This is a genomic window from Streptomyces sp. NPDC006655, assembly GCF_040703965.1.
GTDB lineage: Bacteria > Actinomycetota > Actinomycetes > Streptomycetales > Streptomycetaceae > Streptomyces.
This window is the reverse complement of the sequence record NZ_JBEYJU010000045.1, coordinates 42,795-65,868: the sequence shown is the minus strand read 5'-3', so window position 1 is coordinate 65,868 and position 23,074 is coordinate 42,795. Positions and strand designations below refer to the sequence as shown.

General features: G+C 73.0%; 18 protein-coding genes and 1 pseudogene. 7 read left to right on the top strand and 12 right to left on the bottom strand.

Annotated features, from left to right (window positions below; translation table 11 throughout):
- Positions 1-89: 89 nt before the first annotated feature.
- Positions 90-1,106, bottom strand: coding sequence for an ornithine carbamoyltransferase (gene argF / locus AB0958_RS25225; RefSeq protein WP_366892743.1), 1,017 nt, complete (start codon positions 1,104-1,106; stop codon positions 90-92).
- 98 nt (positions 1,107-1,204) lie between these two features.
- Positions 1,205-2,428: an arginine deiminase gene (locus tag AB0958_RS25220; RefSeq protein WP_366892742.1), complete on the bottom strand. Its 1,224-nt coding sequence runs from the start codon at positions 2,426-2,428 to the stop codon at positions 1,205-1,207.
- Between the two features lie 150 nt (positions 2,429-2,578).
- Between AB0958_RS25220 and AB0958_RS25215 the strand changes: the two genes are divergently transcribed.
- Positions 2,579-3,715 carry an SPFH domain-containing protein gene (locus tag AB0958_RS25215; RefSeq protein WP_366892741.1) on the top strand — a complete coding sequence of 379 codons (1,137 nt, stop codon included), beginning with the start codon at positions 2,579-2,581 and terminating at the stop codon, positions 3,713-3,715.
- 343 nt (positions 3,716-4,058) lie between these two features.
- Positions 4,059-4,952: a hypothetical protein gene (locus tag AB0958_RS25210; RefSeq protein ID WP_366892740.1), complete on the top strand. Its 894-nt coding sequence runs from the start codon at positions 4,059-4,061 to the stop codon at positions 4,950-4,952.
- A 6-nt stretch (positions 4,953-4,958) separates the two neighbouring features.
- Here the strand turns inward: AB0958_RS25210 and AB0958_RS25205 are convergent, their stop codons facing one another.
- The 8 genes from AB0958_RS25205 to AB0958_RS25170 all read right to left on the bottom strand — a co-directional run bounded on the left by AB0958_RS25205 (position 4,959) and on the right by AB0958_RS25170 (position 14,250).
- Positions 4,959-7,505, bottom strand: a complete 2,547-nt coding sequence (locus AB0958_RS25205) for a polynucleotide kinase-phosphatase (protein ID WP_366892738.1) — start codon at positions 7,503-7,505, stop codon at positions 4,959-4,961.
- Positions 7,502-8,962, bottom strand: coding sequence for a 3' terminal RNA ribose 2'-O-methyltransferase Hen1 (locus AB0958_RS25200; protein ID WP_366892737.1), 1,461 nt, complete (start codon positions 8,960-8,962; stop codon positions 7,502-7,504). The genes AB0958_RS25205 and AB0958_RS25200 overlap by 4 nt, the downstream gene beginning before the upstream one ends.
- Positions 8,963-9,073: 111 nt before the next feature.
- Positions 9,074-10,000, bottom strand: coding sequence for a DUF4232 domain-containing protein (locus AB0958_RS25195; RefSeq protein WP_366892736.1), 927 nt, complete (start codon positions 9,998-10,000; stop codon positions 9,074-9,076).
- 101 nt (positions 10,001-10,101) lie between these two features.
- Complete coding sequence (locus AB0958_RS25190; protein WP_366892735.1) at positions 10,102-11,025, bottom strand: LLM class F420-dependent oxidoreductase; 924 nt, start codon at positions 11,023-11,025, stop codon at positions 10,102-10,104.
- Positions 11,026-11,308: 283 nt separating this feature from the next.
- Positions 11,309-11,767, bottom strand: a complete 459-nt coding sequence (locus AB0958_RS25185) for a DUF6099 family protein (RefSeq protein WP_366892734.1) — start codon at positions 11,765-11,767, stop codon at positions 11,309-11,311.
- A 185-nt stretch (positions 11,768-11,952) separates the two neighbouring features.
- Positions 11,953-12,282 carry a nucleotide pyrophosphohydrolase gene (locus tag AB0958_RS25180; RefSeq protein WP_366892733.1) on the bottom strand — a complete coding sequence of 110 codons (330 nt, stop codon included), beginning with the start codon at positions 12,280-12,282 and terminating at the stop codon, positions 11,953-11,955.
- Positions 12,279-13,607, bottom strand: coding sequence for an ATP-binding protein (locus AB0958_RS25175; protein WP_366892732.1), 1,329 nt, complete (start codon positions 13,605-13,607; stop codon positions 12,279-12,281). Before AB0958_RS25175 ends, AB0958_RS25180 begins: the two co-directional genes overlap by 4 nt.
- 253 nt (positions 13,608-13,860) lie before the next feature.
- Positions 13,861-14,250, bottom strand: a complete 390-nt coding sequence (locus AB0958_RS25170; RefSeq protein ID WP_132892245.1) for a cell division protein SepF — start codon at positions 14,248-14,250, stop codon at positions 13,861-13,863.
- Between the two features lie 294 nt (positions 14,251-14,544).
- Between AB0958_RS25170 and AB0958_RS25165 the strand changes: the two genes are divergently transcribed.
- Positions 14,545-16,242: a hypothetical protein gene (locus AB0958_RS25165; protein WP_366892731.1), complete on the top strand. Its 1,698-nt coding sequence runs from the start codon at positions 14,545-14,547 to the stop codon at positions 16,240-16,242.
- Between the two features lie 45 nt (positions 16,243-16,287).
- Here the strand turns inward: AB0958_RS25165 and AB0958_RS25160 are convergent, their stop codons facing one another.
- Positions 16,288-16,803 (bottom strand): YceI family protein, encoded by a 516-nt coding sequence (locus AB0958_RS25160; RefSeq protein WP_366892730.1) that lies wholly within the window; start codon positions 16,801-16,803, stop codon positions 16,288-16,290.
- Between the two features lie 91 nt (positions 16,804-16,894).
- On the opposite strand from AB0958_RS25160, the pseudogene AB0958_RS25155 reads away from it, so the two are divergent.
- The 4 genes and pseudogenes from AB0958_RS25155 to meaB form a co-directional block, all read left to right on the top strand.
- Positions 16,895-17,374 (top strand): annotated as a pseudogene (locus AB0958_RS25155) (MarR family transcriptional regulator); the annotation flags it as partial.
- Between the two features lie 130 nt (positions 17,375-17,504).
- Positions 17,505-19,310 carry a methylmalonyl-CoA mutase family protein gene (locus tag AB0958_RS25150; RefSeq protein ID WP_366892729.1) on the top strand — a complete coding sequence of 602 codons (1,806 nt, stop codon included), beginning with the start codon at positions 17,505-17,507 and terminating at the stop codon, positions 19,308-19,310.
- Positions 19,310-21,469: a methylmalonyl-CoA mutase gene (gene scpA, locus AB0958_RS25145; RefSeq protein ID WP_366892728.1), complete on the top strand. Its 2,160-nt coding sequence runs from the start codon at positions 19,310-19,312 to the stop codon at positions 21,467-21,469. Before AB0958_RS25150 ends, scpA begins: the two co-directional genes overlap by 1 nt.
- Positions 21,466-22,452, top strand: a complete 987-nt coding sequence (gene meaB, locus AB0958_RS25140) for a methylmalonyl Co-A mutase-associated GTPase MeaB (protein ID WP_366892727.1) — start codon at positions 21,466-21,468, stop codon at positions 22,450-22,452. The genes scpA and meaB overlap by 4 nt, the downstream gene beginning before the upstream one ends.
- Here meaB and AB0958_RS25135 read toward each other — a convergent pair.
- Positions 22,440-23,015 carry a sigma-70 family RNA polymerase sigma factor gene (locus tag AB0958_RS25135; RefSeq protein WP_366892726.1) on the bottom strand — a complete coding sequence of 192 codons (576 nt, stop codon included), beginning with the start codon at positions 23,013-23,015 and terminating at the stop codon, positions 22,440-22,442. The two genes, meaB and AB0958_RS25135, sit on opposite strands and share 13 nt — an antisense overlap.
- Positions 23,016-23,074 lie beyond the last annotated feature (59 nt).

The following is a 23,074-nucleotide window of genomic DNA, read 5'->3' as shown; positions in this document are numbered from 1 at the left end:
TGGTGGTGCGGACGTCCTTCTTGGGGACGCGGTGGCGGCATCGGCAGGGGTGGCGCCGGGCCGCCGGAAAGGATAGGGCCTTTTTCGCGCTACCGGGCGCGGGCGAGCGTGGCCACCAGGACCGCCTTGATGGTGTGCATCCGGTTCTCGGCCTCGTCGAAGACGACCGAGTACTCGGATTCGAACACCTCGTCGGTGACTTCCAGCTCGGTCAGTCCGTGCCGCTCGTGGATCTCGCGGCCGACATCGGTGCCGAGGTCGTGGAAGGCCGGCAGGCAGTGCAGGAACCTGACGTCGGGGTTGCCGGTGGCGCGCAGCACGTCCATGGTCACGGCGTAGGGGCCGAGCAGCGCGATCCGCTCGTCCCACACCTCCTTGGGCTCCCCCATCGACACCCATACGTCGGTGGCGACGAAGTCGGCGTCGAGCACCCCGTCCTTCACGTCGTCGGTGAGCGTGATCCGGGCGCCGGAGGCGGTGGCCAGCTGCTGGGCCAGCTCGACGATGGTCTCGTCCGGCCACAGCACCCGGGGCGCGACGATCCGGACGTCCATGCCGAGCAGGGCACCGGTGACCAGGTAGGAGTTGCCCATGTTGTAGCGGGCGTCGCCGAGGTAGGCGAAGGCGATCTCGGCGAGCGGCTTGTCGGTGTGCTCGGTCATGGTGAGCACGTCGGCGAGCATCTGGGTGGGGTGCCACTCGTCGGTGAGACCGTTGTAGACGGGGACCCCGGCGAACGCGGCGAGTTCCTCCACGACGCCCTGGCCGTGGCCGCGGTACTCGATCGCGTCGAACATCCGGCCGAGGACCCGGGCGGTGTCCTTCACCGACTCCTTGTGACCGATCTGCGAGCCGGACGGGTCGAGGTAGGTGGTGACGGCGCCCTGGTCGGCGGCGGCGACCTCGAAGGCGCAGCGGGTGCGGGTGGAGGTCTTCTCGAAGACCAGCGCGATGTTCCTGCCGCGCAGGTACTGGGTCTCGGTCCCGGCCTTCTTGGCCGCCTTCAGCTCTGCGGCCAGCTCGACCAGCCCGCGGAACTCCTCCTGGGTGAAGTCCAGCTCCTTGAGGAAGTGGCGGCCGGCGAGGGCGGTCGGGACAGTCGCCATGGGGCGCTCCAGCGGTAGGGGTCGACTTCAGGGACGATGGAAGTCTATACGATATTCCACATTTCTATACAGTCGCCTTCCGTCACCCATGCGGTACCTCACACCGGGTCCCGCTGGACCGGACAGCTCATGCACCGCGGACCGCCCCTGCCCCGGCCCAGTTCGCTGCCCGGGATCTCTATCACCTCGACGCCCTGTTTGCGCAGGTGGGTGTTTGTGGTGGAGTTGCGCTCGTAGGCGACCACGACCCCCGGCTCGACGGCGAGGACGTTGCAGCCGTCGTCCCACTGCTCCCGCTCGGCCGCGTGCACGTCCTGGGTGGCGGTCAGGACCCGGATCTCGCTCAGGCCGAGGGCGGCGGCGATCGCCCGGTGCATGTGCTCCGGCGGATGGTCGGTGACCTTGAGCTCCTTGTCGCCGACGCCCGGTTCGATGGTGTACGAGCGGAGCATGCCGAGCCCGGCGTACTGGGTGAAGGTGTCGCCGTCGACCATCGTCATCACGGTGTCGAGATGCATGAAGGCGCGCCGCTTCGGCATGTCCAGGGCCACGATGGACCGCGCGGAGCCCGCCGCGAACAGCTTGTGCGCGAGCATCTCGACGGCCTGCGGGGTGGTGCGCTCGCTCATCCCGATGAGCACCGCGCCGTTGCCGATCACCAGGACGTCGCCGCCCTCGATGGTGGACGGGTAGGCGGCCTGACCCTCCGACCAGACGTGGAACGGCTCGGTGCGGAACAGCGGGTGGTGCCGGTAGATCGCCTCGAAGTGCACGGTCTCCCGCTGCCGGGCCGGCCAGCGCATCGCGTTGATGGAGACCCCGTCGTAGACCCAGGCGGAGGTGTCGCGGGTGAAGAGGTGGTTGGGGAGCGGTTCGAGGAGGAAGTCGTCGAGGTCCATGACGTGGAAGCGGACCGAGGTGGGCTCCTCGTGCGCGTCCAGGAACTCCCGTTTGGTCATGCCGCCGACCAGCGCCTCGGCCAGCTCCTGCGCCGGCAGCTTCTCGAAGGCGGCGCGCAGGTGGTCGGTGGCGAGCGGGCCGTACTCCTTCTCGTCGAAGACCCGGTCCAGGACGAGGGCGCGGGCGGCCGGGACGTCCAGGGTCTCGGTGAGCAGGTCGCCGAAGAGGTGGACGGCGACCCCGCGGTCGCGCAGCACGTCGGCGAAGCCGTCGTGCTCGACCCGGGCCCGGCGCACCCAGAGGACGTCGTCGAAGAGCAGGGCGTCCTTGTTGCTCGGGGTGAGCCTTTTGAGCTCCAGATCCGGCCGGTGCAGGATGACGCGGCGCAGCCGCCCGGCCTCGGAGTCGACGTGGAATCCCATGACTCCATCCTGACCACCGGAGACCGGGTTCACCCCCGGCTCGACCGTTTCCCCGCCCTCTTCTTTCTAGTCGGCCTCCCGTTCTCGTCCTCTTGACGACAAACGGAACCGAGATTATGGTCATGATGACTCTAAAGCGAGGGGGGTCTCATGGCCGACATCACCCGGCGCCTGGGCTGGCGCCATCTGCGCGGGGCTCCGACGGCGCACGTCAGACACCACAACGCCGGAAAGCTGGCGCACGAGGGAGCGGGGCTGAGCTTCTGGTTCCGGCCGCTGTCCGCCGCAATCTCCGAGGTGCCGGTCGACGACCGCGAGCTGGCGATGACCTTCCACGCCCGTACGGCCGACTTCCAGGACGTGGCGGTCCAGGCGACGGTCACCTACCGCATCGGCGACCCGGCGGTGGCCGCCGCCCGCCTCGACTTCTCCCTCGACCCGGACACCGGCGTGTGGCGCGGCACCCCGCTGGAGCAGCTGGGCACGCTGCTCACCGAGACGGCCCAGCAGCACGCGCTCGCCGTGCTGGCCCGTACCGCGCTGGCCGAGGCGCTGGTCGACGGGGTGGCGGCGGTGCGGGAGCGGATCGCGGCCGGGCTGGCCGCGGAGCCCCGCCTGCCGGCGACCGGGATCGAGGTGGTGGCCGTGCGGGTGATGGCGCTGCGGCCCGAGCCTGAGGTGGAGCGGGCGCTGCGCACCCCGGCCCGTGAGCAGATCCAGCAGGAGGCCGACCGGGCGACCTACGAGCGGCGGGCGGTGGCCGTCGAGCGGGAGCGCGCGATCGCCGAGAACGAGCTGGCCAGTCAGATCGAACTGGCCCGCCGCGAGGAGCAGTTGGTCGAGCAGCGGGGCACCAACGCCCGCCGCGAGGCGGAGGAGCACGCGGCGGCGGACGCGGTCCGCGCTCAGGCGGAGGCCGCCCGCACGGTGAAGCTGGCGGAGGCGGAGGCGAAGCGGTCGGTGAAGCTGGCCGAGGCGGAGGCCACGCGGTCGGTGCAGCTCGCGGAGGCCGAGGCGGCGCGGTCGGTGAAGCTGGGTGAGGCGGAGGCGGCGCGGGCGGTCACGCTCGCGCGGGCCGAGGCCGCGGCGGCACGGGAGGTCGGCGAGGCACGCGCTGCCGCGCAGGCGGCGTGGCTGCGGGTGCACGGCGAGGTGGACGTGGCCACGCTGCACGCCCTCACCGGCACCCGGCTCGCCGAGAACCTGCCGCGCATCGACAGCGTGACCGTCTCCCCGGACGTCCTGACGGGTCTGCTGGCGAAGCTGGGTTCGGCGGACCAGCCATGAACACGAGACATCGGGACCGGGGCGAGGGCGCCGCACTCCATGAAGCAGGCGTGAGCCGGGCCTACCCGACCGTGAGCGCGGGCGCCACGCTCCACGGACCAGGCGGGAGCCCGGCCCACCCGACCAGGGGCGACGGCGGCGCTCTCCACGCCACAGGCGTGAGCCGGGTCCGCCCGTGCGAGAGAGCGGGCGGCCGACTCCACGGAGCGGTCATGCGCACGCCGCGCCCGCACCGGGCCGAGAACGTCGGCGCCCGGGCGGTGGGGCGGTGCGGTGGCGGGGGACGTGCGGCTCGGTCGGGGGTGGTGGCCGCGTGGTCGCCACGGCGCCGGGTGGTGGTGTCGTGAGTCTCGCGCCGCGGGCCGTGCTCGTGCATCGCACCACGGAGTACGAGGAGTTGCTGGCCCGGCACGGCACGCACGGGCAGGCCGCCTTCTTCCTGGCCTCCCGGGGCCGGGACATCGCGGAGGTCTCCGAACGCCACCGCCGGGCCCGCCGGGCGCTCGCCGAGGTCACCTCGGCGATCCCGCTGGCCTGGCGCCGCACCCAGGTCGAGCGGGCCGATCTGGACCGCTTCCTGTTCGCGCCCGAGGACGTGGTCGTGGTGGTCGGCCAGGACGGACTGGTCGCGAACGTGGCCAAGTACCTGGACGGCCAGCCGGTGGTCGGCATCGACACCGACCCCGGCCGCAACCCCGGGGTCCTGGTACGGCACCGGCCGGAGCAGGCGTCCGTGCTGCTGCCCTCCGTCGGGAGCACGCACGCCGACGAGCTGACGATGGTCGAGGCGGTCGCCGACGACACCCAGCGGCTCGTGGCGCTCAACGAGATCTACCTCGGTACCGCCGGTCACCAGACCGCCCGATACCGCCTGGGCCTCGAGGACGACGGGGGTGCCGTCGAGGCCCAGGCCTCCTCCGGGGTGCTGGTGGGCACCGGCACCGGGGCCACCGGCTGGCTGCGCTCCCTGTGGCAGGAGCGCGGCGCCCGGTCGGCCCTGCCGGCACCCACCGAGGACCGCCTGCTCTGGTTCGTCAGGGAGGCCTGGCCGTCGCCGGCGACCGGTACCTCCCTGGTCGCCGGCGAGCTGACCGCCTCCGCGACCCTGACCCTCACGGTCGAGTCGGACCGCCTGATCGCCTTCGGCGACGGCATCGAGACCGACGCCCTGGAACTGACCTGGGGCCAGACGGTCCGCGTCGGCACCTCCCGCCGCCGCCTGCGGCTGGTCGGCTGACCCCCCTCACAGCCGGGGGTCCACCGGCTCCGACTCCAGGGCCAGCACCCCGAACACCGCCTCGTGCACCCGCCACAGCGGCTCGCCGTCCGCGAGGCGGTCCAGGGCCTCCAGGCCCAGGGCGTACTCGCGGGCCGCCAGGGACCGCTTGTGGTTGAGGAACCGCTTGCGCAGCCGGGCGAGGTTGTCGGCGCGGGTGTACTCGGGGCCGTAGATGATCCTCAGGTACTCGCGGCCCCGGCACTTGATGCCGGGCTGGACCAGCCGGCCGTCCGGGTCCCGTACGACCGCTCCGAGCGGCTTGACGACCATGCCCTCGCCGCCCCGGCCGGTCATCTCCAGCCACCAGTCGACGCCCGCCCGGACCGACTCCGGGTCGCCGGTGTCGACGTACAGACGGCGGGTGGTCCTCAGCAGACCGCTCGGGTCGTGCTCCACCAGCCGGTCCAGCAGGGCGAGTTGCTCGTCGTGCGGGAGCGCGGCGAGGCTGCGGCCCTGGACCGCGAGGAGCTGGAAGGGGGCCAGCCGCACCCCGTCCAGTCCTGCCGTGGGCCAGCAGTAGCGGCGGTACGCGTCGGTGAACGCGCTCGCGTACGCGGCGCGTTCCCGCTGCCGGGCGCGCAGCCCGGTCACGTCGACGCCCCGCTCCACCGCGCCTTGCAGGGCGGTCAGCGCGCTCGGGAACACCGCGCCGGAGGCGGCGCCCACGGCCGCGTACTGGGTGCGCAGCAGACCGCCGGCCTTGAGCGACCAGGGCAGCAGCTCGGCGTCCAGCAGGATCCAGTCGGTGGCGAGCCGGTCCCAGAGGCCGGCCGCGTCGACCGCGGCGCGGATCCGTCCGAGGACCTCCTCGGTCACCGTCTCGTCGTCGAAGAACGGGCGTCCGGTACGGGTGTAGAGGGAGCCGGTGGGACCGGGGGCGACACCGAAGCGCCGGTGCGCGACCTCGGCGTCCCGGCACACCAGTGCCACCGCCCGCGAGCCCATGTGCTTCTCCTCGCACACCACCCGGGCGACGCCGTCCCGCGCGTACTGCGCGAACGCCTCCACGGGGTGCTCCAGGTAGCCGTCGAGGTGACTGGTGGCGGTCGGGGCCATGGTCGGCGGCAGGTAGGGCAGCAGACGCGGGTCGACCGCGAAACGGCTCATCACCTCCAGGGCCGCCGCCGCGTTCTCCTCGCGGACCGCGATCCGGCCCTGGTGCCGGGTCTCGACCGTCCGGCGGCCCTGCACGTCCGCGAGGTCCAGCGGCCGGCCGTCCGCGCCGCCGGGCGCCTCGGGGCGCAACGGCCGGGCCGGCTCGTACCAGACCCGTTCGGCCGGGACGTCCACCAGCTCCCGCTCCGGCCAGCGCAGCGCGGTCAGCCGGCCGCCGAAGACCGCTCCGGTGTCCACGCAGAGGGTGTTGTTGAGCCAGGTCGCCTCCGGAACGGGGGTGTGTCCGTAGACGACGGCGGCGCGGCCCCGGTAGTCCTCGGCCCACGGGTAGCGCACCGGCAGGCCGAACTCGTCGGTCTCGCCGGTGGTGTCGCCGTACAGCGCGTGCGAGCGGACCCGGCCGGAGGTGCGGCCGTGGTACTTCTCGGGCAGACCGGCGTGGCAGACGACCAGCCGGCCGCCGTCGAGCACGTAGTGGCTGACGAGCCCGTCGACGAACTCGCGCACCTCCGCCCGGAACTCCTCCGGCTCCCCGGCCATCTGCTCGACGGTCTCGGCGAGTCCGTGGGTGTGCTGGACCTTGCGGCCCCTGAGGTACCGCCCGAACTTGTTCTCGTGGTTGCCGGACACGCACAGGGCGTTGCCCGACCCGACCATGGACATCACCCGGCGCAGCACCCCGGGGCTGTCCGGGCCGCGGTCGACCAGGTCGCCGACGAAGACCGCGGTACGGCCCTCGGGGTGCACGCCGTCCTGGTAGCCCAACTTGGCGAGCAGGGACTCCAGTTCGCGGGCGCAGCCGTGGACGTCGCCGACGATGTCGAAGGGACCGGTGAGGTGGGTCAGGTCGTTGTAGCGCTTCTCGGTGACGACGGTGGCCGACTCGATCTCCTCGACACCGCGCAGGATGTGCACCTTGCGGAAGCCCTCGCGCTCCAGGTGCCGTAGCGAGCGCCTCAGCTCGCGGATGTGCCGCTGGACGACCCGGCGCGGCAGGTCGGCGCGGTCGGCGCGGGCCGTGTTGCGCTCGGCGCACACCTCCTCGGGCACGTCGAGCACGATGGCGATCGGCAGCACGTCGAAACGCTTGGCCAGGTCGACGAGCTGACGTCGGGAGTCCTGCTGCACGCTGGTCGCGTCCACGACCGTGCGGCGGCCGGCAGCCAGGCGCTTGGCCGCGATGTAGTGCAGGACGTCGAAGGCGTCCCCGCTCGCGCTCTGGTCGTTCTCGTCGTCGGAGACCAGCCCCCGGCAGAAGTCGGAGGAGATCACCTCGGTCGGCTTGAAGTGGCGGCGCGCGAAGGTGGACTTGCCGGAGCCGGAGGCGCCGACGAGGACGACCAGGGAGAGGTCGGTGACGGGGAGGACCCGTCCGGTGCTCCGTGTCTCGGTCATGCTGCCTTCGCCTCCTTCGCGGCGGATGTGAACGTGGCCATCTGGGTGGGCGGGCCGACCTCTGGGTCGTCCGGCCCCACGGGGGTGAACTCCACGTCGTAGCCGTGGCGTTCGGCGACCTGCCGCGCCCAGGAGCGGAACTCCGAGCGGGTCCACTCGAAGCGGTGGTCACCGTGTCTGCGGTGTCCGGCGGGGAGTGTCTCCCAGCGGACGTTGTACTCGACGTTCGGGGTGGTCACGAGGACGGTGCGCGGGCGGGCGGCGCCGAACACCGCGTACTCCAGGGCGGGCAGCCGTGGCAGGTCGAGGTGCTCGATCACCTCGCTGAGCACGGCGGCGTCGTACCCCTTGAGCCGTCTGTCGGTGTAGGCGAGCGAGCCCTGCACGAGCCTGACCCGGGCGGCCTGCCGCTCCCCCATGCGGTCGAGCTTCAGCCGCCGGGAGGCGATGGTCAGCGCCCGTATCGACACGTCGACACCGACGACCTCGGTGAACGACGGGTCCTTCAGCAGCGCCTGCACCAACTGGCCCTGGCCGCAGCCGAGGTCGAGGACCCGGGCGGCGCCGGCGCGCTTCAGCGCGGTGAGGATCGCCGCGCGCCGCTGCGCGGCGAGCGGGGTCGGCTGCTCCTCGGTCTCCGTCTCCTCCTCGACCGCGTTGTCGATGTCCTCGACCTCGCTGTCGTCGGTCTCGGCGAGCCGCACCAGTTCCAGCCGTTCCATCGCCTGCCGGGTCAGCGACCAGCGGCGGGAGAGGTAGCGGCTGGTGATGAGCCGCTGCTCGGGGTGGCCGGGCAGCCAGCCCTCGCCGGCCCGCAGCAGCTTGTCGACCTCCTCGGAGGTCACCCAGTAGTGCTTGGCGTCGTCGAGGACCGGGAGCAGGACGTAGAGGTGGCGCAGCGCCGCGGAGAGGGTGAGGGTCTCCGACTCCAGGACCAGCCCGACGTAGCGCGAGTCGCCCCACTCGGGGAACGCGGTGTCCAGGGCGACCGGTTCGGCGGTGACCGTCCAGCCGAGCGGCTCGAAGAGGCGCCGTACCAGGCCGGGGCCGCCCCGGGCGGGCAGTGCCGGGACCTCCACGCGCAACGGCCGCGGCTGCGCGGGGGCCTGCGGGAGGGCGCGGCACACGCCGCGCAGCGCACTGGAGAAGACGTTGCCGATCGCCACCGCGAGCAGTGAGGAGGCCGCGTACGGGCGGTCGTTGACGTACTGGGCGAGCGCCGCGTCGGGTGCTCCGCCGCGTCCCTTGCCCTTGCCGCGCCGGACCAGCGCGACCGCGTCGACCTCCAGCAGCAGCGCCGCCGTGCAGCGCTCGGCGTCCGCCTCCGGGTAGAAGACGTGCGCGACGCCGTAGGAGGTCGAGAACTGCTGCGCGCTGTCGGGATGCTTGTGCAGCAGGTACCCGAGGTCGGTCGCGGGACGTGCGGGGGTGCCGGTGGTGGTGATCGTCAGGAACACGGTGGGTCGCCTCGGAAAGGGTCGGAAAGAGTGCGAACGCGCTGGTGGTGCGCTTGTTCGCGGCTCCAACGTACCGAGGATCCCGGTACGGGACCCGGGATTTTTCCCCGCCTACCGGTCGGCCGGTACCCAGGCGCCGACGCCGAGTCGTCCCGTGGTGCCGAGGTCCAGGTACGGGGTGACCGTCACGGGTGCGGCGCCCGGCCTGGCCACGACGCGGACGTAGGGCACGGTCACCGAGGTGCCCGCCAGTGTCGTGTTGCGCCAGACCAGGCCGGAGCGGGCGGTCTGGCCGGGCTTCAGGGTGAGGGGGGCGGGCGGGGCGTCGGCACCGGTCCCGGAGGCGATGGCGGCGCCGCCGTGCAGGATGCGGATGCCGTGGACGGGCTCGCGGTTCTCGTCCAGGAGGCTCAGCCGCGGATAGCCGTCGAGCGTGTAGTCCGTCTTCCCGCAGTTCTCCAGGTGGAGTCCGACGACGCGCAGGCCCATCGCGGCGTCGCCGTCGTCGGCCCACAGCCGGGCACCGGAGGCCGGGCAGCCGCCCGTTCGGGCCGGTGCCTCGGCGGCGGGCACCTTGCCGACCTTCTCGATCTTCACCCTGGTCACCGGGGAGGCGCCGGGGGCGAGCACGCCGAGGTCGACCCTCCCGCTCCTGGTGCTGCCGGGAGCGACCCCGCTCACGGTCACCTCCCGGTGGTCCATCACCTCGCCGGTGTCCGTCGTGAAGGCGAAGAGCACCGTGTAGGTCATGGCCTCGCCGCCGTCGTTGGCGACCTGGTAGGCGGCAAAGATGCCGGAGTCGCCGGGCAGCCGGTCCGCGTGGACCGGGCCGCGGGTGGCCGACGGGGCAGGGGAGGCGGCCGGGAGGGTGACCGAGGTGATCCGTACGCCGTCCACCGGCGGGTCGGTGACGGGGGCGCGGGGTGCCGGGACGGCCGCTCCGGCGCCATGGTCCTGGTCCGCGGGAACCGCGCCGCACGCCGTGGCGAGGAGCAGGGCGGCGGCGGGGGCGAAGAGGCGAGGGCGGGAGCTGCGCATCCGGCCACCCCATCAGGGCGGGCCCCGGGGTGACTGTGACGGAGGCCATACCTCCGGTCACAGCCGTGTCACAGCAGGCCGGATGCGCGGTTCCGTACCGGTTACGACAGCTGGGACTGGACCTGGGCGGAGATCAGCTCCAGGTGGTCCAGGTCGGAGAGGTCGAGGATCTGGAGGTACATCCGGCGGGAGCCGACCTCGGCGTAGCGGCCGATCTTGTCGACGACCTCGGCGGGGGTGCCGGCCAGGCCGTTCGTCCTCAGCTCGTCGACCTCGCGACCGATCGCGGCGGCACGGCGGGCGACCTCCTGGTCGTCCTTGCCGACGCAGACCACGAGGGCGTTGGAGAGCGTCACCTCGTCGCCCTTGCGGCCGGCGGTCTCGACGGCGGTGCGCACCCGGCCGAACTGGGCCTTGCTGTCCTCGACCGAGGCGAACGGCATGTTGAACTCGTCGGCGTACTTGGCGGTCAGCCGGGGGGTGCGGGTCGCGCCGTGACCGCCGATCAGCACCGGGATCCTGGCCTGGGCCGGCTTGGGCAGCGCGGGCGAGCCGGTGAGGTCGTAGTACGTGCCGTGGAAGTCGAAGGTCTCGCCGACCCGGGTCTTCCACAGGCCGGTGACGATCGCGAGCTGCTCCTCCAGGCGGCCGAACTTCTCCTTCGGGAAGGGGATGCCGTACGCCTTGTGCTCCTCCTCGAACCAGCCCGCGCCGAGGCCCAGTTCGACCCGGCCGCCGGACATCTGGTCGACCTGGGCGACCTGGATGGCGAGGACCCCGGGCAGGCGGAAGGTTCCTGCGGTCATGAGGGTGCCGAGCCGGATCCGCTTGGTCTCCCGGGCGAGCCCGGCGAGCGTGATCCAGGCGTCGGTGGGACCGGGCAGGCCGTCGCCGCCGCCCATCCTCAGGTAGTGGTCGGAGCGGAAGAAGGCGTCGAACCCGAGGTCCTCGGTGGCCTTGGCGACGGTGAGGAGGGTGTCGTAGCTCGCGCCCTGCTGGGGCTCGGTGAAGATGCGAAGGTCCATGCGTCCATCCTGCACGGCCCCGGCCCCGGCAACCGCATCGGCATCGCCCGCCGCGCCCGTCCCCCCTCGGGTGAATGTCGTCGATCTCGGGCGCCGACCATCGACGTGGCCGGTGACCGGCACCTTCGGTGATCGTTGAGCGAGGGGAGCCGGACCGCCCGGCACCTGCGAGGTCGTCGGCCAGGGCCCTTCTGATGGATCTCCGTGGGAGAAGGAGCGGCGTTCGGTGCGTCGGGCGTGCGTGCCGGGCGTCGCGACGCCGCGGAGATCCATCAGAAGGGCCCTAACCGTCGCGGACCTCCTCGCGGGCCGCGAGTCTGCGGAGCATCTCCAGGACCCTGTCGCGGGACTCGTCGGCCGCGTCGATGGCCTCCATGCACTGCCAGTACGTCGTCTCGTCGGCCGCGGCGCTGGCCATGCCGACCAGCGCGATGCCGGCCTCGGCGAGCAGGGCGCCGAGGGAGAGCAGCGTCACGCGGGCGTCGTCCAGTTCGGTGAGCTGGGCGGCGCGCAGGGTGCCGGGGTCCAGGTCGGGGGTGGTGAGGACGCCGCAGCCCCGGCCCGCCAGCTCGGTCAGGCCGAGGGCCTCGCCGCGCAGTTCGGGCGGCCCCGAGACCGCCAGCCGGCTGCCGATCGCCTGGGCCAGGGCCTGGGCCTGCCACACCTCGGTCATCAGTTCCGTCACGCCCGCGCCGTGCGCCAGCGCCCGTCTGCTCGCCACGATGAGCCGCGTCGCGTCCATCCGTCGCCCCGTCCCCGTCGGTCCGAACTCCCATGCCGCACTCAGTAGTTCACTACCCAGAGTGAGGGTCTGCGAGACGTGGAGCCAGAGGAAGGCGGAAATCTGTGGACAACAATTCGGATTCGGGCGAGGTTTTGGTTACCGAGCGTCAACCATGCGCGCGGGACACCGGGGCCGACGGGGTGTCAGGCGGGCGGGAACCGGCTCTCGTTGCGGTCGATCTTGGCGGCCAGCGCGGCCAGCGGGTCGATGTCCAGGACGTCGCAGAGCTGGAGCAGATAGGACAGGACGTCGGCGACCTCGTCCGTGACCCGGTGCGCGGTACCGGGGTCGGCCATCACCCGGGACGACTCCTCCGGGGTCAACCACTGGAAGATCTCGACCAGTTCGGAGGCCTCCACACTGAGGGCGGCCACCAGGTTCTTGGGGGTGTGATACTGCCGCCAGTCGCGGGCGGCGGCGAAATCGGCCAGTCGGCGCTGGAGTCCCGCCACGTCGAGGGGTTCGTCGGTCACGCGTCCAGGTGTACCACTGTGATCGCCCCGGCTCCGTCCGCCCATGACGCGTCGCCGACCGCGCCGACGAATCGGATGTGCCCGCGTTCGCCCATCAGGACCGCCGTGCGCAGGAGTTCGGTGCGCTGGCGGGGGTCGAGGCAGCGGTCGAAACCGTCGGCGAGGACGGTGAGGCCGCGCATGGCGTCGGGGACCTCGCCGGGGGCGTCGACCTCCAGGACGCCGGGGCCGGTGAAGAGGACCAGGGCGAGGGCGAGATAGCGCAGTTCGCCGTCGCCGAGCCGGGCCAGCTCCGTACGGTGGCCGTCGCCCCGGTCGAGCAGCGCCCGTACCGTGCCGTCGCCGAGCAGCTCGGCCACCAGGTCGGTCACCGGTCCCGCGCAGCCGGTGCGCACGGCGTCGACGAGAAGTCCGTGCCGGCGGCCGCATTCGGCGCGGGTGCGCCACAGGACGTCGGCGAGGTTGTCGCAGCCGCGCAGCAGCCGGCCGGAGCCGGTGAGGACCGGGGTGCGCATGCTCTCGGGCCGCGGGTCGCAGGGGAACACCGACCGCAGGGCGACGACCATCTGCTCGACGGCGGCGAGGACCCGCCGCTGGCCGTCCGTCTTGCCGGCGACGCGCAACGGCAGCAGCGCTGTGCCGAGGCGGTCGTCGGGCAGCGGAGCCCTGGTCACCGGGGCGGTGCCGGCGGTGTGCCACGCGGCCTGGACGGCCCGGCGGCCCGGGTCCCGCAGGGCGGTCTCGAGGAGCACCAGCCCCCCGGCGGTCAGCCGCTCCCCCACGACGCGCAGTTCGGGCTCGGCCTGTACGGCGACGTCGAGCCGTACCGGCCCCTCGGCGCCGTCGGCCGTACAGCCGATCCGGAACCCGCGGCGGCGCTGCGCGTCGGGCCGGGCCCGCTCGGGTACGAGCGCGCCGGGATCCGGGAACACCTCGGCGAGCGCGGCGCCGCCGCCGAGCCGTGCGAGCGCCTCGTAGGCCGCGAGCACCGTGCTCTTCCCGCTTCCGCTGGGCCCGGTGAGGAGGGTGACCCGCCCGACCGGAAAGGCGGCGCCGCGGTGCCGGGCGAAGGCGGAGAGCCGGAGTTCGGTGACCCGGGGACGGGGGTCGCGGCGGAGGGTGGCGGCCGGGGGGCCGGGGTCGGGGGGCGACAGCGATGCGACCGGGGATCCACCGGCGACACGGGAAGAGGCGTACGGGTCGGGGGATCCGGAGGGTCCGGAAGGCCCGGAAGGCCGGAAAGGAGCCGAGGAACCGGAGGAACGGCGGGAATCAGAGGCGCCGGGAGGGGTCGGCGGCGGGGAGGAGGCGGAGGGGGCGGCCATGTGCGGACCGTAGGACTCCGCCGATCAGCCGAACCGTTCCACCCACCGCCCCTTCCTCCGATCGAGCGACACCGGGCAGAGCCACCCGAGCACTCACCCTCGCTACCGGCGCCACACCGCCCTCGCTACCGGCACCACACCGCCCTCGCTACCAGGCACCACACCGCCGGACCCACGCAAGCGCACCACACCGGCGGGCCCATCCACCACCCACCGGCGCCGGAGCCGCCCCCGCCCCGCCCCGCCCCGCCCCTCAGCCGCCGGAGGCTCCCGCGTCCTGCATCAGGCCGCTCACCTCGGTGCCGGGCGGGGTGAGGAGGAACACGTTGCGGTCCACCCGGTGCATCCCGCTGGCCAGGCCGAAGACCACGCCCGTGCTGAAGTCGAGGACGCGCTTGGCGACCTCCGTCTCCGCGCTGGTCAGGTCGAGCAGGACCGGTATCCCGGCCATCAGTGTCTCCGCGACCTCACGGGCGTCGGCGAAGATGTTGACCCGCAGGACGACGAACCGGCGTCTCGTCTCGGTCTCCGCGTCCGGCAGCGCGCGATGGTCCACGGCCGACGGCCAGGCGTCCCGGCCCCGTAGCGGCACCACCTGGGCGAGCCCCTCCCACTGTTCATCGGTGACGTCGTAACGGCTCACCGGCTCCCCCTGACCTGACTCGCACCCATTGCATGCACCAGCCAATTCTTACGCCAAGTCACCCGTTCGGCCCAACAGCGACACGAAGCGCGAACGGATGCGCAGGTCACACCACATCAGAAGGGAGATCTTCGTATCATTACGTCGATTGCGGCGCATTAACGGCCTCTTACTGCCCTCACACCGGACTCTTCACCTCCGGTGACGCCCCGTTCACCGCCCGCGATTACCGTCCCGGGGGTGCACTTGGCAGAATCTCAGCAGGTGGCACCCGGCCGGCGGACACAGTCGGCGGTGTCCGCCGCTCCCGGGGACCCCGGTGCCCCCGCGCACTGGCACCGCGTCCTCACCCTCCTCGCCGACATCGGCCTCTTCATCGGCACCCGGTCGATCTGGACCCAGGCCGCGACGCACCATCTGGTCCTGGCCGCCCTGATCTCCGTCTGCTACGTCTCGATCCTGGTCACCGGGGTGCTGACGCTGACGGTCCGCAGGACCCGCTCGCTGGCCCGCCTCGACCTGCTGGTCCTGGTCACGGCGGTGGTCCTCGCCCTGTGCGGCTGGGCGCTGAACCACGGCGGCGGCGACGAGGGCGCCCTCACCACCCAGGCCGCCAGGGAACTGGTCGCCGGCCACGCGGTCTACGGCCGGCCCTGGCCCTGGCTGTTCCACGGCACGGGCATCGCGCTCACGCCGACGACGAGCGGCGGTTACGACTACACGTACGGCTATCCCCCGCTGGCCCTGCTGCTCACCGCCCCGCTGCTGTGGCTCGGCCACCAGGGCGCCCCGGCGACGGCGGCGTGCACGGGCGCCCTGATCGCCGGCACGATCGCGCTGTGGCGGCTGCTCCCGGTGCCGTGGCGGTCCGCGGCGACCCTGTCCTGCCTGGGCTTCGGCCTCCTGACGGGGTACGCCCGGGTCGGCTACCCGGCGGTCGTCGCGCTGGCCCTGCTGATCCCGGTGGCGGTGCGCTGGCCCCGGATCGGGCGGGGCGGCCGGCTGGGCGCGCCGGGGATCGCCCGGGCCGCGTGCCTCGGCGCCGCCTGCGCGGCCCAGCAACTGCCGTGGTTCGTCACCCCGTTCCTGCTGGCCGGGATCTACGCGGTGCGGCGCGGCGAGCTGGGCGGCCGGGCCGCCGCCGGGGTGGTGCTGCGGGTCGCCGGGGTGGCCGTGACGGTGTGGCTGCTGATCAACGCGTACTTCATCGTGTCCGAGCCGGGCCGCTGGCTGCGCGGGATCGCGCTGCCCCTGATCCAGGGCGCCGTGGTGCACGGCCAGGGTCTGGTCGACATCTCGCTGTACTACACGAACGGCAGCGACCGGCTCGACTGGTACTCGTACGCGAGCCTGCTGCTCGCGGCGGCCCTGCTCGCCCTGTTCGTGCTGTTCGTGCGGCGGCTCGGCCCGGCCGCGACCGTCCTGCCGTGGCTGGCCTTCTTCCTCGCGACCCGTTCCCAGGACGGCTACTACCTCCTGATGACCCCGCTGTGGGTGGCGGCGGCGGTGACCGCGCCCCTGACGGAGTTCGAGCGGGCCTGGCAGCCGCGCCCGGCCGTGCTGACGGGCCCACGCCGCCGCCCCGCACTGGTCGTCGCGGTCGTGCTGCTGCTCGTCCCGGCGCTGGGGAGCGCGGCGCTCGCGGTGACCGGCGGGCCGCCGCTGCGGATGGAGATCACCTCGCTGCGGCGGGCGAAGCACCAGGCCGCGGTGGTCAGGTCGATGAGGCTGAAGGTGGTGAACACCGGAAGCGTGCCGCTCACCCCGCACTACACGCTCACCACCGGTCAGGGCATGAGCATGTACTGGCTGCTGGTGCGGGGACCGGCGACGATCCCCGGGCACGGCACGGCGAGCGTCGAACTCAGACCGGCGAACGGCCGGTTCGAGGTCCCCGCCAAGCCGAGCACCCGGATCCGGCTGCGCGCCTTCACCGCGGACCCGCAGACGCTGTCCAGTCAGGACGTCAGGCTGCGCAGGACGGCGGGTTAGCGCGTTGCGCCTGCCCGCGGTCCCGGCCGCCCGGCGGGTCGCGGGTCAGGCCGCCGCGCGGGTGAAGCGCAGGGTGGCGGTCACGGTGGTCGGGCCGCCCATCATGCGCAGCTGGTTGAAGGTGACGCCGAACTCCTCGCGGATCACCTGGAACTCGGTCTCCAGCGTCAGCCCCTCGGCGTCGGCCGCGACCAGCTTCGCGGTGACCTGCTGGGGGCGGCTGATGCCCCGGACGGTCAGCCGGCCGTCGACCCGCACCGTGTCACCCGCGCCCCGCTCGGCACCGCGTACCTCGAAGGTGATCTCCGGGTGGTCGGCGGCGTCGAGGAAGTCGGCCGAGCGCAGGTGGTCGTCGCGCTTCTTGTTCTTGGTGTCCAGCGAGGCCGCGTCGATCACCAGGGTGCCGGCCGCGGTGCCGTCGGGGGCCACCTCGCCCCGGCCGCTGACGCCGGCGAAGGTGCCCTTGACGGTGATCAGACCCCAGATGCTCTTGTGCCGGAAGGCCACGGCGGAGGCGGTCGGGTCGAGCTGCCAGAGGCCGGTTTCCACGGTGACGGTCATGACCGTGCTCCGATCGATCGTGATGTTCAAATTTGGATGACTCTCACGCTAGCCCAATATCCAAATTTGGACAACGGGTAGGATCGAGGTCATGGCCGCACCTCAGGAACACCCCGTCGAGCTGCCCGCATGTCCGTCCCTGGCGGGCGGCGGCCTGCTCCCGGCCGAGCTGCGCGCCTGGATGGTGCTGCTGGCCGCGACGGGCGCGGCGGAGCAGCGGCTGCGGTCGGTGGTGAAGGACTCGCTCGACGTCTCGCACGACGAGTTCCTGATCCTGTGCCTGCTGGCCGAGCAGCCGCACGAGGGCCTGCGCATGACGCGCGTCGCCGAACTGCTGGGCCGTCCCAAGACCCGCCTCACCTACCAGATCGCCTGCCTCCAGCACGCGGGGCTGGTCACCCGCAGGTCCGTCTGCGGCGACAAACGGGGCATCGAGGTCGCCCTCACCGACAAGGGCCGCCGGCAGCTCCAGGAGGCCTCCGACGGCCTCGCGGAGACGGTCCGCGACGCCGTCGGCCACGTGATCGGTCCGGAGCAGCGCAAGGCGCTGTGCGCACTGGTCCCCGACCTCGCGAACGAGCCGGACCCACCGTCCGCATCGGGCCGCTTCACCCCGCGAGGCCCAGGTCACAGCGACGGCGAGGGCAAGGTCACAGCCGTGCCGCCGGGCCCGTCCGGGCAGTCTGCCCTAGCATCCGAGCATGACGGTCCTGCCTGACGACGGGCTCTCCCTGGCCGCCGAGTTCCCTGACGCGACGCACGAGCAGTGGCAACGCCTGGTCGAGGGCGTGCTGCGCAAGTCGGGCAAGGAAGTCTCGGGCGAGGCAGCCGAGGACGCCCTGTCCACCACGCTGGAGGACGGGCTGCGCACCCGCCCCCTCTACACCCCGCGCGACAGCGCGCCCGACCCCGGCCTGCCCGGCTTCCCCCCCTACGTGCGCGGCGGCCGCCCCCAGGGGAGCACCGCGGGCGGCTGGGACATACGGCAGCGGCACGCGGCGGCTCCCGACGGCGCGGTCCTGGCCGACCTGGAGAACGGCGTCACCTCGCTCTGGCTGCTCGTGGGCCGGGGCGGCATCCCGGTGTCCGGCCTCGCCCACGCCCTCGACGGTGTCTACCTCGACCTGGCCCCGGTGGTCCTGGACGCGGGCCGTGACACCGAGGCGGCGGCGGCCGAGCTGCTGCGGCTGTACGACGAGAAGGGTGTCGCCCCCGAGGCGGCACGCGGCAACCTGGGCGCCGACCCGCTCGGGTACGAGGCGCGTACGGGTGAGTCCCTGGACTTCGCCCCCGTCGCCGCGCTCGCCCGGCGCACCGCCGAGGAGTTCCCGGGGCTGCGGGCGCTGACGGTGGACGCGCTGCCGTACCACGAGGCGGGCGGCTCGGCCGCGCAGGAGCTGGGCGCCTCGCTGGCCACCGGCGTGGCCTACCTGCGGGAGCTGACCGAGTCCGGCCTCGGTGTCGAACAGGCCCTCGGGCAGCTGGAGTTCCGGTACGCGGCGACCGCGGACCAGTTCCTGACGATCGCCAAGCTGCGGGCCGCGCGCCGGCTGTGGGCGCGGGTCGCCGAGGTCAGCGGCGCGGCCGGCGCGGGCGCCCAGGTGCAGCACGCGGTCACCTCACCGGTGATGATGAGCCGCCGCGACCCGTGGGTGAACATGCTGCGCACCACCATCGCGACGCTGGCCGCCGGGGTGGGCGGTGCCGACTCCGTGACCGTGCTGCCGTTCGACCACGCGATCGGCCTGCCCGACGCGTTCGCCCGGCGCATCGCCCGCAACACCTCCACGATCCTCGTCGAGGAGTCGCACCTGGCCCGGGTGATCGACCCCGCGGGCGGCTCCTGGTACGTCGAGCGGCTCACCGACGAACTCGCCCACGCGGGCTGGGAGTTCTTCCGCACGATCGAGCGCGACGGCGGCCAGGCGGCGGTGCTGCGCTCGGGCCGGCTGCGCACCGACCTGGCGGCCACCTGGGCGCAGCGCTCCAAGAAGCTCGCCAAGCGGCGCGAACCCATCACCGGCGTCAGTGAGTTCCCGCTGCTCGCCGAGAAGCCGGTGGAGCGCGAGCCGGCGCCCGAGACGCCGTCGGGCGGCCTGCCCCGGGTCCGCCGGGACGAGGCGTACGAGGAGCTGCGGGCCCGCTCCGACGCCCATCTCGCGGCGACCGGCGCCCGCCCCCGGGTCTACCTCGCCACGCTCGGTTCCGCCGCCGAGTACACCGGCCGCGCGACCTTCGCCTCGAACCTCTTCCAGGCGGGCGGCATCGAGCCGGTGACCGGGGGGAGCTTCGCGGAGAGCGGCGCCGGCGAGGCCGTGCTCTGCTCCAGCGACGACCGGTACGCCGAGCAGGCCGAGTCCGCCGCCGAGTCGCTGAAGGCGGCCGGTGCCCGGCACGTCTTCCTCGCGGGCCGCGGCGGGTACGCGGGCGTCGACTCGTACGTCTTCGCGGGCTGCGACGCCGTGGCCGTGCTGTCCGAGACCCTCGACCGCATGGGAGTGTCCTGATGGGAATCCCCGACTTCTCCGGCATCGAGCTGGGCACCCCCGTCACCGAGGGCAGTGCCGACCAGTGGCGGGCGGCCGGCGGTGACCTGCCGGTGTGGGAGACCCCGGAGGGCATCGGGGTCAAGCCGCTCTACACCGGACGCGACCTGGAGGGCCTGGACTTCCTGGGCACCTATCCGGGCATCGCGCCGTACCTGCGCGGCCCCTACCCGACGATGTACGTCAACCAGCCGTGGACCATCCGCCAGTACGCGGGCTTCTCCACCGCCGAGGAGTCCAACGCGTTCTACCGGCGCAACCTGGCGGCCGGTCAGAAGGGCCTGTCGGTCGCCTTCGACCTGCCCACGCACCGGGGTTACGACAGCGACCACCCGCGCGTGACCGGTGACGTCGGCATGGCGGGCGTGGCCATCGACTCGATTCTCGACATGCGCCAGCTGTTCGACGGGATCCCGCTCGACCGGATGACCGTGTCGATGACGATGAACGGCGCGGTGCTGCCCGTGCTGGCGCTCTACATCGTGGCGGCGGAGGAGCAGGGCGTACCGCCCGAGAAGCTGGCCGGGACCATCCAGAACGACATCCTCAAGGAGTTCATGGTCCGCAACACCTACATCTATCCGCCGAAGCCGTCGATGCGGATCATCTCCGACATCTTCGCGTACACCTCGCAGCGGATGCCCCGCTACAACTCGATCTCCATCTCCGGCTACCACATCCAGGAGGCGGGCGCGACGGCCGACCTGGAGCTGGCGTACACGCTCGCGGACGGCGTCGAGTACATCCGGGCGGGCCGGGAGGCGGGCCTGGACGTGGACGCGTTCGCGCCGCGGCTCTCCTTCTTCTGGGCGATCGGCATGAACTTCTTCATGGAGATCGCCAAGTTGCGGGCGGCCCGGCTGCTGTGGGCGAAGCTGGTCGCGCAGTTCGAGCCGAAGAACTCCAAGTCCCTTTCGCTGCGCACCCATTCGCAGACCTCGGGCTGGTCGCTGACCGCGCAGGACGTCTTCAACAACGTCACGCGTACGGCCGTGGAGGCGATGGCGGCGACCCAGGGGCACACCCAGTCGCTGCACACCAACGCCCTGGACGAGGCGCTGGCCCTGCCGACGGACTTCTCGGCGCGCATCGCCCGCAACACCCAGCTGCTCATCCAGCAGGAGTCGGGCACCACCCGGGTCATCGACCCGTGGGGCGGCAGCGCCTACGTCGAGCGGCTGACCTACGACCTCGCCCGCAAGGCCTGGGCGCACATCCAGGAGGTCGAGGCGGCGGGCGGCATGGCCAAGGCGATCGACGCGGGCATCCCCAAGCTGCGCATCGAGGAGGCGGCGGCCCGCACCCAGGCCCGGATCGACTCCGGGCGGCAGCCGGTGATCGGCGTCAACAAGTACCGGGTCGACAGCGACGAGGCGATCGAGGTCCTCAAGGTCGACAACTCCTCCGTGCGCGCCCAGCAGATCGAGAAGCTGCGGCGGCTGCGCGCGGAGCGGGACGAGACGGCGTGCCGGGACGCGCTCGACGCGCTGACCCGGGCGGCCGACGGCGACGGCAACCTGCTGGAGCTGGCCGTGCGGGCGGCCCGCGCCAAGGCCACCGTCGGCGAGATCTCCGACGCCCTGGAGAAGGTGTACGGCCGGCACGCGAGCCAGATCCGTACGATCTCCGGTGTGTACCGCAACGAAGCAGGCGAGTCCCCGAACGTGGACCGCACCCGGGCCCTGGTCGACGCCTTCGACGAGGCCGAGGGGCGCCGCCCGCGCATCCTGGTCGCCAAGATGGGCCAGGACGGCCACGACCGCGGCCAGAAGGTGATCGCGACCGCCTTCGCCGACCTCGGCTTCGACGTCGACGTCGGCCCGCTGTTCCAGACCCCGGAGGAGGTCGCCCGCCAGGCGGTGGAGGCGGACGTCCACGTGGTCGGCGTGTCCTCGCTGGCGGCCGGTCACCTCACCCTCGTACCGGCGCTGCGGGAGAAGCTCGCCGAGGAGGGCCGGGCGGACATCATGATCGTGGTCGGCGGGGTCATCCCGCCGCAGGACGTGCCGACCCTCCTGGAGATGGGCGCCACGGCCGTGTTCCCGCCCGGGACGGTGATCCCGGACGCGGCCCACGACCTGGTGCGGCGGCTGTCGGCGGAACTCGGGCACGACCTGTGATCGATGTCGACGCCTATGTGAAGGGTGTGCTCGACCAGAAGCGCGCGGTCATCGCCCGCGCGATCACCCTCGTCGAGTCCACCCGGCCACAGCACCGGGCGCTGGCACAGGAGTTGCTCACCGCGCTGCTCCCGCACAGCGGCCGGGCCCGGCGCATCGGCGTCAGCGGGGTGCCGGGCGTGGGCAAGTCGACGTTCATCGACGCGTTCGGCACCCTGCTGACGGGGCTGGGACACCGGGTGGCGGTGCTCGCCGTGGACCCGTCGTCGACGCGGACCGGCGGCTCCATCCTCGGCGACAAGACACGGATGGAACGCCTCGCCGTCGACCCGGACGCCTTCGTCCGCCCCTCCCCCAGCGCGGGCACGCTCGGCGGAGTGGCGAAGGCTACCCGCGAGTCGATGGTGGTGATGGAGGCCGCCGGGTACGACGTGATCCTGGTCGAGACGGTCGGCGTCGGGCAGTCCGAGACGGCGGTCGCCGACATGGTGGACTCCTTCCTGCTGCTCAGCCTGGCCCGCACCGGCGACCAGCTCCAGGGCATCAAGAAGGGCGTCCTGGAACTCGCCGACGTGATCGCCGTCAACAAGGCGGACGGCCCCCACGAGCGCGACGCCCGGTCCGCGGCCCGTGAACTGGCGGGCGCACTGCGGCTGATGCACGGCAAGGACGCGTTCTGGACCCCGCCGGTGCTCAGTTGCAGCGCCCGGGAGTCGACCGGCCTCGAACTGGTCTGGGAACGGCTGGAACAGCACCGGGCGCTGCTCGACTCCACCGGGCGGCTCGCCGCCAAGCGCCGGGACCAGCAGGTCGGCTGGACCTGGTCGATGGTCCGCGACGAACTGCTGGGCCGGCTGCACGCGCACCCGGCGGTGCGCGCGGCCGCCCCCGGCCTCGAACAGCGGGTCAGGGACGGCTCGTTGACGGCGACGCTGGCCGCCGAGGAGATCCTCAGGGCGTTCGAGGGACCTCAGGACAGCTGATCCTGGAGCGCCTCCCGGGCCCGGGCGACCCGGGAGCGGACCGTGCCCACGGGGCAGTCGCTGACCCGGGCGGCCTCCGCGTACGGCAGTCCGAGCAGCTGGGTGAGGACGAACGCCTCCCGCCGCTCGGCGGGCAACGCCGCCAGCAGGTCGAGCAGCGCGACCCCGTCCTCGAACCCGGGCAGCCCGCGCGGCTGGGCGCGCTCCACGGCGAGCTGCCAGTCGGGGACGTCCGCGGCGCGCGGGCGGGCGGCGGCGTACCGGTGGCTGTCCACGACCGCCCGGCGGGCGATCGACAGCAGCCAGGACCGGGCCGAGCAACGGCCCTCGAACAGGTGCAGGCTGCCCAGCGCGCGCAGGAACGTGTCCTGCGCGAGGTCGTCGACCGCCTGCGGGTCGGCGCACAGATGGGCGACGAAACGGGTCACGTCACGGTGCAGGGCCCGTACGAAGGCGTCCACGGCGGCCGGGTCGCCGGACCGGGCCGCGAGGGCCCAGGCCGTGACCGACGCGTCGCGTTGCGCGTCCGGCGCGGGGCGTGCGGGCAGGACGGAAGTGATCACTCGGTGTCCTCGGGGGAAAGGTGCGGGGGCGGCGGCCCGCCGTGCGGCGCCCACGCGGG

Bases quoted from the DNA above. Each gene is read 5' to 3' on its own strand.
- argF (WP_366892743.1), bottom strand. From the start codon at position 1,106: ATGGCGACTGTCCCGACCGCCCTCGCCGGCCGCCACTTCCTCAAGGAG.
- AB0958_RS25220 (WP_366892742.1), bottom strand. From the start codon at position 2,428: ATGGGATTCCACGTCGACTCCGAGGCCGGGCGGCTGCGCCGCGTCATC.
- AB0958_RS25215 (WP_366892741.1), top strand. From the start codon at position 2,579: ATGGCCGACATCACCCGGCGCCTGGGCTGGCGCCATCTGCGCGGGGCT.
- AB0958_RS25205 (WP_366892738.1), bottom strand. From the start codon at position 7,505: ATGACCGAGACACGGAGCACCGGACGGGTCCTCCCCGTCACCGACCTC.
- AB0958_RS25195 (WP_366892736.1), bottom strand. From the start codon at position 10,000: ATGCGCAGCTCCCGCCCTCGCCTCTTCGCCCCCGCCGCCGCCCTGCTC.
- AB0958_RS25190 (WP_366892735.1), bottom strand. From the start codon at position 11,025: ATGGACCTTCGCATCTTCACCGAGCCCCAGCAGGGCGCGAGCTACGAC.
- AB0958_RS25185 (WP_366892734.1), bottom strand. From the start codon at position 11,767: ATGGACGCGACGCGGCTCATCGTGGCGAGCAGACGGGCGCTGGCGCAC.
- AB0958_RS25175 (WP_366892732.1), bottom strand. From the start codon at position 13,607: ATGGCCGCCCCCTCCGCCTCCTCCCCGCCGCCGACCCCTCCCGGCGCC.
- AB0958_RS25160 (WP_366892730.1), bottom strand. From the start codon at position 16,803: ATGACCGTCACCGTGGAAACCGGCCTCTGGCAGCTCGACCCGACCGCC.
- AB0958_RS25150 (WP_366892729.1), top strand. From the start codon at position 17,505: ATGACGGTCCTGCCTGACGACGGGCTCTCCCTGGCCGCCGAGTTCCCT.
- scpA (WP_366892728.1), top strand. From the start codon at position 19,310: ATGGGAATCCCCGACTTCTCCGGCATCGAGCTGGGCACCCCCGTCACC.